Raw genomic sequence first — 10,386 nt, 5'->3', positions numbered from 1 at the left:
GGGTCGTGATGAAAGAGAATGGGAATGCCCTCACTGCCATAGCATGCTTCAAAGGGATGTTAATGCTGCAAAAAATATTTTAGACGAAGCTCTACGCGCCACTGGTTCAATGGTGCTATGCTTAGTAGATTTCATACCTATCGGTCAAGACAAATTCGAATATTATTACGAATGGAAAGGCCTTGACAAAACAATAGGTATGGCCTAAGAATCTCCAGCTTCTATAAGCTGGAGAGGTTCAAAAAAATATTCAGAGCAACTTTGCAATCACATATTCTCCAAAGTAAACAAAGAGTATTTCTGCCTTTTGATCTTCAGATAGTGAGTTTTTAATGTTGCTGGCACTTTTAACCTCATCAATAAGTGTATAGTCGCTGTTAGCAACATATCCCACTGTATTTCCTTCAACCTGGATGGCTATTGCATCAGGGTCATGCTCGTTTTCCAAATCCTTAACTAAACTAACGGTTGATCCGCTTTCCGGTGAGTAATTGTAAAATTCACAACCCACTATGTTAATAAGGGTGTCGGGGGTGCTTTCAAGATATTCAGTTTGGGATTCGAACTCCTTGAGCTTGTCAAATTGCTTATATGCAATGAGATAGGACTTATGTGATTCTACAAGATCTTCCAGTGCCTCAAGAATTTCAGCCCTTAAAAAATAGAATTCTGATGCATCGAAGCTTTCTGGAAGGACATCCAGTGCATCATCAATCAATCTAAGAGCATCATTATAATTGTTTTCAGGGAAAAATGTGACTTTGGCCCAATCGTATAAAGTTTGGGCCTTATTGAACATGGTTTCATCTGATTGTTCTAGTTGCAAAGACTTGTCAAAACATTCAACAGCGGCGCTGTATTGTGATAGCTTATCCAGAATCATGCCCTTGAGATTCAGGTTGTCTGCGTTTTCATCATCTTTCAATAGCTTGTCGATTTCCCTTAAAGCCTCTTCATAATCATTTTCATTTATAAGATATTCTACTCTGGAGGTTTTTGAAACCTTAAATGTAGTCTGTCCGCTATTGTCGATGTTTAGATATTCTTTCATGTTAATCAGATATTTTCAGCAATTAAATTGAACAATTCCTTTGCCTTGTCGGTGGATGTGCTCTCCCAAATGTCTTCAGGGATTTCATAAACAAATGTGGGATATCCAGCTTGAGCTATAGGTTTTGAAACTAAAACCGCAGAAGTTGACTTGTAAGTTTCATTGCCTGTAACAGGATAATAGTTGAAGTCACTTGTTTCGCTGATTTTGGTTGCAATATCCACAGAGGCATTGTCCATTTCAGGGGTGGCCAGGTAGAATCCTTCACCATAGGTAGGGATATGTGAATGGCTGATGATTACTGCATCCGCATCGGAAGATGTGACATGGGGATTTACATAATCATGGACCAGGCTTTCCCCATTGGCACGGCCTTTCTCGTAATCCTCTGCGTCTTGTGTGACAGTTACCTTATAATGTAGAATTTTCACATCATCGTTCCCATATTGTTTGGCAGCTTCTATTTCAGGATCAATTGATAATTTTTCTCTTGGATGTATTCCTGTAATCAATGCAATACATTTTGTTGCATTCTCATTGCCTGAAATGCCCACTTCTACAGTTCCTATGCTGGTGTTACCAAGTGTAGTGTATTTTATCTCATTGTAATTGCCGAATTCTGAATATAGAATTGCTCCAATAATTAATAAAAATATTAGTATAATAATTATTTTTGTAGATTTTTTCAAGTTTTTCACCTACTATATCCTATTCATGAATATTTAGTAGTTCATTATAAAAGTATTTAAAGATATTTCTTCATCAATAATTGAAGACTCTTGTTAAAACAAATAAAATAGGAAATAAGTAAAATATTTTATAATAAAAAGTACTTATATTATAATATTATAGTTATATGGAATTGGATTGAAGGATATGAATATTGGGAAGTTGATTGGCAATACACCAATGATAAAAATTGATTATGAATATGAAGGAAAAACAAGTAGCATATATTCAAAACTTGAATATTACAATTATTCCGGAAGCATTAAGGACAGGATAGCTTTATATATCTTGGAAACTGAAAGGAAAAACGGCAATTTGGCTGAAGGTCAAAGCATTGTTGAAGTCACAAGTGGAAACACTGGAATTTCCTTCAGTGCAATAGGTGCGCTTTTAGGCCATGATGTCCATATCTTCATGCCTGATTGGGTGTCCCTTGAGAGAAGAAACCTTATTGAAATGTATGGCGCTCATGTGCATCTGGTATCAAAAGAGGAAGGCGGATTTAAAAAAGCGCTTGAGCTTGCGGAAGAATTCGCAAAGGAAAATGATGCATACAGGCCGCTTCAATTTGACAATCCATTGAACGTAGAAGCCCAATATAACACAACAGGTCAGGAAATAATCGATGCGGCACCTCATGTAAACGCTTTTGTCTCAGGAATTGGAACCGGCGGAACATTGATGGGAATAGGAAAACGATTAAAAGCCAACAATCCAGAATCCAAGGTATTTGCATTGGAGCCTTCAACATTATCTATACTCAAGATGGGAATGGAAGAGGGAAGCCATATGATTGAAGGAATCGGCGATGATTTCATTCCAAAAATAGTTGATCGTGATGTTATTGACGACATTGTCCTCATTCATGATTGTGATGCAATAAACATGTCAAAAAGAATAGCAAAAGAGTTCGGATTGGGAATAGGAATCTCAAGTGGAGCTAACTTCCTTGCAGGCGTGCTGATGGATAATGATGATTTAAACATTGCCACAGTTTTTGCCGATGACAACAAGAAGTACATCACAACAAAATTGTCTGAGGAAGTCGATGACAACCCAGATTTGATTTCTAATAAGATTAAGTTGCTAGGATTTGAAGTCCTTTAAACTAAACGGTTGAAATTATTTCATCCTTTCTTTTTTTTATAAAAAATAAATATTATTGTTTTTCATTGTTTAGCAATTCCTGAACCTCTTTTTCATGTTCGAACAGCACACATCCGCCTTCATGATGATCCATCAAAAGGCCATTGCTTCTCAGTGACCTGAACAAGTCAGATTCAAGGGCTTCAAGAATGGATGTTTCCTTTACGTTGATGTCTGAATATGGGGAAGCGGGACAAGGCTCTGCTCCGCCATGGGAATTGATATGGAAAAATCCGCGTCCTGCCGCAAGGCATCCGCCACTTTCCTTTTCATCGCCAGGAAAAGACATGAAAAGCATGTCCGGATCGCTTTTCCTCAATTCATTGATTTCATTTAAAAGATAGTCCCTTTGCTTGTCCGAGATTGCCAAATCTTTTGCATTGACATCAACAGGAACATATTCGATAAAGAAAAGTACCTTGCATCCCATATCATATAGCTTGGAGATGAACTCCTCTGAAAAAGCATAGTCAAGATTTTTGCTTGTAACTGTAATGGAAGCGCCAAAAATGAGATTGTTGTCTTTCATGTGGTTCATTGACTCAATGAGTTGTGAGTAAACGCCTTCACCTCTTCTTGAATCTGTTAGTTTCTCATTACCTTCTATTGACAATATGGGAACAATGTTTCTGTTATTGTCTATCAAGTCAAAGTAGAAATCATTCAAAAGGGTTCCGTTGGTGAATACTGGAAACAATATTTCCGGGAAATCACAGGCTTTTAATATAACATCCTCCCTAATCAGAGGTTCGCCGCCCGCAAGAACTATGAAGTTTATTCCCAACTCTTTTGATTGCCTGAATATGTCTTCCCATTCATCCGCAGTAAGCTGATTTTGGGCAATCTCATCGCTGCAGTTATCATTTGCACGTGAATAGCATCCTGCACAGTGAAGGTTGCATCTGCTGGTGATGCTTGCAATTAAAAAGGCAGGAATGTTAAGGTCATCGTTTGAATATTCCTTTCTGATTTTAGATGCCTTGTGACTGTTTTTTATGAATTTGGCTAAAAAAATACTCTCTTTAGGATTTCTAAAAGTAGCTGAAATGGCATTTTTTATTATGTTTTCAGTACCTTTTGCCAGATATTCCTGAATGTCAAAATTCTCCACTGTATCTCCCTCTCTATTAATGTCAGTCGCAATGATGTTTGATGGGTTTTATTTACAATAATATATAATTACTTGCATCAATAATATAATATTAATCATAAACAAAAGGATGAACATTATGAAAATTCTAATATCCAATGATGATGGGGTGCATGCGCCGGGGATATTGGCCGCAAAACAGGCTGTGGAAGATTTGGCTGATGTTGTGGTTGTCGCTCCCCATGAAAACAACAGCAGTGTAGGCCGTCGCATATCATTATTCAAACATTTGAAGCTCAATAAATGTGAACTTGAAGATGGAAGTGAAGCATATTCTGTTTCCGGAAGTCCTGCTGATGCCGTGATTGTTGGTGCCAATTATGTGATGGATGAAAAGCCGGATTTGGTCATCACAGGAATAAATCAGGGAGTTAACATAAGTTGTGACATCACCTCTTCAGGCACAGTCTGCGCTGCTTTTGAGGCGGTTAGTCTTGGAATTCCTGCAATAGCATCATCATTATTCATGGATCCTAAAACTTCATTCAAGCAGGATGAAAACGGTGAATGGTATGTTGATTATGACTTCACATTGGCAAAGAAGGTTCTCCATGACATTGTATTAAGGATTATCGAACAGGGATTTCCCGAAGGAGTTGACCTTTTCAACCTGAACGTTCCCTCAAACTATGAATGTGAAGATGTAAAGATAACACACCTGTCCCCTAGAATGCTTGATAAGAAAGTCATCGACAACACAAATGAGGAAAAGTCTGAGATATTCAACTATCAATTGGATAACAATCAAGAAAGTGACGACTTGGTCATGGTTGCATCAGATCTTGTAAAGGATTATGATGAGGGCAGTGACGGATATGCATTGATTGTTGAAAAAAGACCTAGCTTGACTCCCCTTACCGTAAACATGACCTTTGAGGATTTGGGTGATTGGCTTTAAATCTAATTAATGTAAAGTTTTTGTGACCATATAAACTTAAAAATTAATATAACACTATATTGTTTCATTAAATGCAGTATAAATAGTTCAATGTACAATAATGTGCTAAAAATCTTTATATAGTTAATCAAATAACATATTAAATACATATTTTATTAAATTGAAACAGGTTAAAAAATGAATGATACAATCAAAATATTAACAATTCAAGACATCTCATGTTATGGGCAATGTTCCATAACTGTTGCTCTTCCAGTAGTTTCCGCTTTTGGAATTGAAACTGCAATTCTTCCTTCAGCAGTATTGTCAACCCACACTTCAGGGTTTACAGATTATACAGTTAGGGATTTAACTGAAGATTTGCCTGCCATCAGAAAACACTGGGAAAGTGAAGGAATATATTTTGATGCGATATACACAGGATTCATTGCATCCAGTGAGCAATTGGATTATATCAAGGATATCATTGATTCCAGATTAAAGCCTGGTGGAAAAGTATTTGTAGATCCTGCAATGGCTGACAATGGTGAATTCTACAATGGTTTTGACCAGGAATTTGCTGATGCAATGGGTGAACTCTGCAAATTGGGGGATTATGTTCTTCCAAACACAACAGAAGCTTGTTACATATTGCACAGGCCATGGAAAGAGGAATTTTCCCATGAAGAAATGTTGGAAATGGCAGAAGAGCTTACCAACTTCACAAAAAGACATGTGATTCTAAAGGGTGACACCCATAAGGAAAATGAGCTGGGAATGGTTGTATTGGACAAGAAGGAATCAACCTGTGAAATGGTTTACAATGACAGGGTTAATTACATGTCCCATGGAACAGGGGACGTTTTTGCCTCATCATTTGTCGGTTCTGTCATGAGTGGCAAGTCTCCAGCGGCAGCATGTAAAATTGCCGGAGAATTTACAAAGATAGCTATTGAAAAGACAATAGGTGATGAGACACATACATATGGTGTTAAATTCGAACAGGCCATTCCACATTTATATGATTTGTTAAAATCATACTAATTTTTATTTTTGTATACTATGGAAACTCGAACAGGACTATTCACAAATGCCATTATATGGTTTGGAGTTGCAATTTCCGTTTCAGAAATTATCGCAGGAATCCAGATAGGTTCAGCAGCACCTATAAATTCAATATGGATCCCTTTAATATTGGGTCATATTGTAGGAGGAATACTGCTATTTTTAGTTGGTCTCATTGGAGCACGCCTTCGCGTAAATGCAATGGAGACCATCAAGTCAACCTTTGGTAATTACGGTTCCAAGTTTTTTGCTGCATTGAACGTGATGCAGCTGATTGCATGGGTTGCCGTTTTGAACGCTCAAGGAACACAGGCATTGATGGGATTGAATTTGGGAATATCATTTCCAATAATATCAATAGTTCTTGCAGCTCTTGTTGCAATTTGGGTTTATATAGGTCTTCAGCGCTCCTCCAAAGTGACAACCATAGTGATGTTTGTCCTTACATTGCTTTTAGTAGTGCTAACCGTCAACCTGTTTGGAATGGGATTGAATTACTCATTCCCAATTGCAAATTCCAACATGTTGAACTTCTGGAACATTTTTGAAATATCAATTGCAATGCCGGTTTCATGGTTGCCTGTGATTTCTGACTATACAAAAGATGTGAATGAACCTCGCAAGGCAACTGCAGTATCAGCAATAGCCTACACTATAGCTAGCCTTTGGATGTATTTCATAGGCATAGAGATAGTTGGAATGGGAACAACAGACGTTTCACAGGCAATACTTCTTGCGGGTCTTGGAGTTCAGGGAGTGTTGATATTGGTGCTTTCAACAGTAACAACAAATTTCCTTGCAACAAATTCCGCAGGGGAATCCGCAAAGGCGATTTTCAACAAGCTGAATCCTAAACATGCAGGTGTTGTTGTGAGTGTTTTAAGTGCAATTCTTGCTATTTCAGGAATAATGGACCATTACATCAACTTCCTTTACTTGATCACTTCAGTGTTTGCGCCAATGGCTGCGGTGCTTGTCGTTTCATTCTATTTAGGAGAGGATGATAATGATAACAGAAGATGGTTGTGGAACATATTCTCATGGCTTGCGGGTTTTATTGTTTATCAAGTAACAGCAAGTTTTGATTCAATATTTTTAGGCCCTACTCTATTGGCGGTTATCGTTTCAGCAGCATTGGCATACATTTGGATAATGTTGAAAAAGAGTCTCTCATATATGAATGACAATGATTGATGTAATCAAATTTTAATTTTTAATGAATTTTAGGTTTGTGATGTAGATATATGAAAATCATTTCCATTATTATGTAAAATTATTTTATTTACTTGATTTTCCCATTCATTTAATGCAATATGAATCAACTCCAATGCATATTATTGAATGACTTTTCAATTATTCAATAAGTTATTTTGGTACAGCGGGCAACAATGTTTTGATTAAACTGTTTTTCCTAAACTATATTGTTTAAAAAACTTTTATATAAGTTGAAAAATATAGAATAAATGGGTTATTAAATCCATAGGAGTAATGAAAAAATGAGATGTGTTGGTACTGTTGTACGTGGTATAAGAACACCAATTATTAAGGAAAATGATGATTTGGCCACTATTGTTGTAGATTCATTAATGGCTGCAAAGGAAAGCGAAGGATTTGAATTTAAAGATAAGGACATTGTTGCAATAACTGAAGCGGTTGTTGGAATATCAGAAGGAAATTATGTAACCGTCGATGATGTTGCAGAGGATTTAGTCAACAAGTTCCCATCAAAGGAGATTGGAGTAGTAAATCCTATTTTAAGTAGGAACCGTTTTTCAATCATATTGAAAGGTATTGCACGTGGAATGGACAAGATTACATTATTAACATCATTCCCTGCTGATGAGGTGGGAAACGGCATTTTAGACGAACAGATTTTAGATGAAAGCGAATACAATTTAGCAAGCGTCATCACCGAAGAGCAATACAATGAGACTTTCGGCTCATGGATTCACCCGTTCACCGGAATCAACATGGTTGACTTTTACCGTGAACTGATTGAAAGCGAAGACTGTGAAGTGGAATTTGTCTTTTCAAATGACGTTAAAACAATTCTTGACTACACTAATGATGTATTGGCATGTGACATTCACACAAGGGAAAAGACCGTGAAATTACTTAAGGACTTAGGTGCTAACGCATATGGATTATACCAAGTATTAAGTGAACCTATTGGAGATTCAGGATACAATCCAGATTATGGATTGCTCGGATCAAACAAGGCAACTGAAGAAAAATTAAAACTATTCCCAAAAACAGGTGACAAGTTGGTCATGGAAGTTCAAAAAAGGCTTATTGACATGACTGGCAAACAGATTGAGGTTATGGTTTACGGTGACGGTGCATTCAAGGATCCTGTAGGACACATCTGGGAATTGGCAGACCCTGTCGTTTCACCTGCTCACACACCAGGATTGGTTGGAACACCTAATGAAATCAAATTGAAATACGTTTCCGACAACAAGTTTGCTGACTTGAAAGGCGATGAGTTAAAAGAAGCAATCAAGGAAGAAATAAAGCATAAGGATAAGGACTTGACCGGTCAAATGATTACCGAAGGAACCACTCCAAGGGTATTGACTGATTTAATCGGTTCATTATGTGACCTTACAAGCGGTTCAGGTGATAAGGGAACACCAGTCATATTTATCCAAGGTTACTTTGACAATTTAGCTAACGACTAAATTTCAAAACCTTTATTCTTTTTTTAAAAAATAATATTTATAAAAAAACGCCACAAAAAATAAAAAAGTATTTGTATTCTCAAAGCCAAAAGCTCAAGAATACTCTGTTTTAATGATACTATTTCCAAGTATCCAATTCTTCTTCATTAAGTCCAATGCTTTTACCGGTGAATATAGGGTCTTGACCGGATTTTTTCTGTTTCTCGTAATCTCTCAGACAATCTATTGCAACCTTACCTAAAAGTATACAAACAGGCAGGTTGATCAATGTCATTCCTCCCAAGGTAATGTCTGCCATAGCCCAAGCGGCATCCATAGGGATGATTGCACCGACAAAAACGATTATTGTAGCGCAGACATAGAATATGCGCATGAACATTTGAGAAGGTTTCTTTCTTCCGTTTAAGTAAATCAATGCATTGTTAACATAGTAAAGGTTTCCTAAAAGTGTGGTGAATGCGAACAATACCATAGCTACTGTAATGAAAATAGGTCCAGCAGCGCCGAATATTGTAAATATTGCATTTTGAACGTATGGTGCACCTGAAACTGCAACATCTCTTGCAACGCCTGTTGAAAGACACATCAATGCTGTTGCAGTACATAAAAGAAGTGTATCAATATATACTGACAATGTTTGAACAAGTCCTTGTTTTGCAGGGTGTGAAACGTTAGCTGAAGCTGAAGCGTTTGGAGCTGAACCCACACCTGCCTCGTTGGAGAACAGTCCCCTTTTGATACCGTAAACGAGACATGATCCTGCAACACCGCCCAAAATGGATTGGAAATCAAATGCGTTCTGGAAAATCAAAACAAACATGGCAGGAATGTTTGCATAATTAAATAATATAACAATTAATGCAATAATAACATATGAAACTCCCATTAAAGGTACAATGGTACTTGTAACCTTAACGATTCTTTTTCCTCCGCCAAAAAGACAATATCCTGTTAAGATAGCCAATATTGCTCCAATAATCACGGGTGTTGTTGCATTATAGAATGAGTAATCTATAAATGTTGACTGGAGGTTATATGAACATAACAGGTTGAATCCAACTGCATATGTTGCAATCAGGAATATGCAGAACAGTGCCGCCAGTTTAGGCTTGTGGAGAGCCTCTTCAATATAATATGCTGGACCACCATAGAACTGTCCATTTTCATCTTTTCTCTTATATATCTGAGCCAAGGTACTTTCAACAAATGCTGAAGCGGCACCAATTATACACATTACCCACATCCAGAAAACCGCTCCCGGACCACCAAGACATATTGCGGTTGAAACACCGATGATGTTACATGTACCAACCCTTGAAGCTGTTGATACCAGCATCGCCTGTAGGGATGATACTGCTCCGTCTTCACCGGAAAGTTCCAAAAGAAGTCGCACTGATTCTGGAAACAGTCTTATCTGTACACCTTTTGTTCTTATAGTAAAATACAATCCCGCTATTGCCATGACAATAATCAGAATCGGATAATATATGACACTATCAATTTCATTTAACATTATTGTGCAAGAATTCTCCGGCTTCTTTAAGCTGGGAGATGAATTGCACTTTTAAGGGGGTTTGTTGAATTTTTAGAATTTTTTTGCAAAATTAAAAAATTATTGTATTACTTTCCAAATGCTCTTAGATAATCTCTATTTATTATAAAGGTATATAAGTTGTTATATGAAAAG

General features: G+C 37.1%; 10 protein-coding genes. 6 read left to right on the top strand and 4 right to left on the bottom strand.

Annotated elements, in window-relative coordinates; all coding sequences use genetic code 11:
• On the top strand, nt 1–208 hold a 208-nt coding region (locus tag ILA26_RS04830), incomplete at its 5' end, for a zinc ribbon domain-containing protein (RefSeq protein ID WP_292894728.1).
• Between the two features lie 42 nt (nt 209–250).
• On the opposite strand, the gene ILA26_RS04825 is transcribed toward ILA26_RS04830, so the two are convergent.
• The gene (locus ILA26_RS04825; protein ID WP_292894725.1) at nt 251–1,051 is read right to left on the bottom strand and encodes a tetratricopeptide repeat protein; all 801 of its coding nucleotides are present in this window, start codon (nt 1,049–1,051) and stop codon (nt 251–253) included.
• A 5-nt stretch (nt 1,052–1,056) separates the two neighbouring features.
• The gene (locus ILA26_RS04820) at nt 1,057–1,740 is read right to left on the bottom strand and encodes a hypothetical protein (protein WP_292894722.1); all 684 of its coding nucleotides are present in this window, start codon (nt 1,738–1,740) and stop codon (nt 1,057–1,059) included.
• Nucleotides 1,741–1,927: 187 nt separating this feature from the next.
• On the opposite strand from ILA26_RS04820, the gene ILA26_RS04815 reads away from it, so the two are divergent.
• On the top strand, nt 1,928–2,887 hold the full coding sequence (locus tag ILA26_RS04815; RefSeq protein WP_292894719.1) for a cysteine synthase family protein: 960 nt from the start codon (nt 1,928–1,930) through the stop codon (nt 2,885–2,887).
• A 52-nt stretch (nt 2,888–2,939) separates the two neighbouring features.
• Here ILA26_RS04815 and ILA26_RS04810 read toward each other — a convergent pair whose 3' ends face one another.
• Nucleotides 2,940–4,037, bottom strand: coding sequence for a radical SAM protein (locus ILA26_RS04810; RefSeq protein WP_292894716.1), 1,098 nt, complete (start codon nt 4,035–4,037; stop codon nt 2,940–2,942).
• A 118-nt stretch (nt 4,038–4,155) separates the two neighbouring features.
• On the opposite strand from ILA26_RS04810, the gene surE reads away from it, so the two are divergent.
• From surE to ILA26_RS04790, 4 genes are all read left to right on the top strand, one after another.
• Entirely contained in the window at nt 4,156–4,974 is an 819-nt protein-coding gene (surE, locus tag ILA26_RS04805) for a 5'/3'-nucleotidase SurE (protein ID WP_292894713.1), read from the top strand.
• A 177-nt stretch (nt 4,975–5,151) separates the two neighbouring features.
• Complete coding sequence (locus tag ILA26_RS04800; protein ID WP_292894710.1) at nt 5,152–5,997, top strand: pyridoxamine kinase; 846 nt, start codon at nt 5,152–5,154, stop codon at nt 5,995–5,997.
• An 18-nt stretch (nt 5,998–6,015) separates the two neighbouring features.
• Nucleotides 6,016–7,212, top strand: coding sequence for a cytosine permease (locus ILA26_RS04795; RefSeq protein WP_292894707.1), 1,197 nt, complete (start codon nt 6,016–6,018; stop codon nt 7,210–7,212).
• 302 nt (nt 7,213–7,514) lie between these two features.
• Nucleotides 7,515–8,699, top strand: a complete 1,185-nt coding sequence (locus tag ILA26_RS04790; RefSeq protein WP_292894705.1) for a coenzyme F420-0:L-glutamate ligase — start codon at nt 7,515–7,517, stop codon at nt 8,697–8,699.
• Nucleotides 8,700–8,817: 118 nt separating this feature from the next.
• On the opposite strand, the gene ILA26_RS04785 is transcribed toward ILA26_RS04790, so the two are convergent.
• Nucleotides 8,818–10,212 (bottom strand): alanine/glycine:cation symporter family protein, encoded by a 1,395-nt coding sequence (locus ILA26_RS04785; RefSeq protein ID WP_292894702.1) that lies wholly within the window; start codon nt 10,210–10,212, stop codon nt 8,818–8,820.
• Nucleotides 10,213–10,386 lie beyond the last annotated feature (174 nt).

It is taken from the genome of Methanobrevibacter sp., from assembly GCF_017940815.1.
Lineage (GTDB): Archaea > Methanobacteriota > Methanobacteria > Methanobacteriales > Methanobacteriaceae > Methanocatella.
Note: the sequence above shows the minus strand (reverse complement) of the source record. Positions and strands in the feature narration are given on the sequence as shown.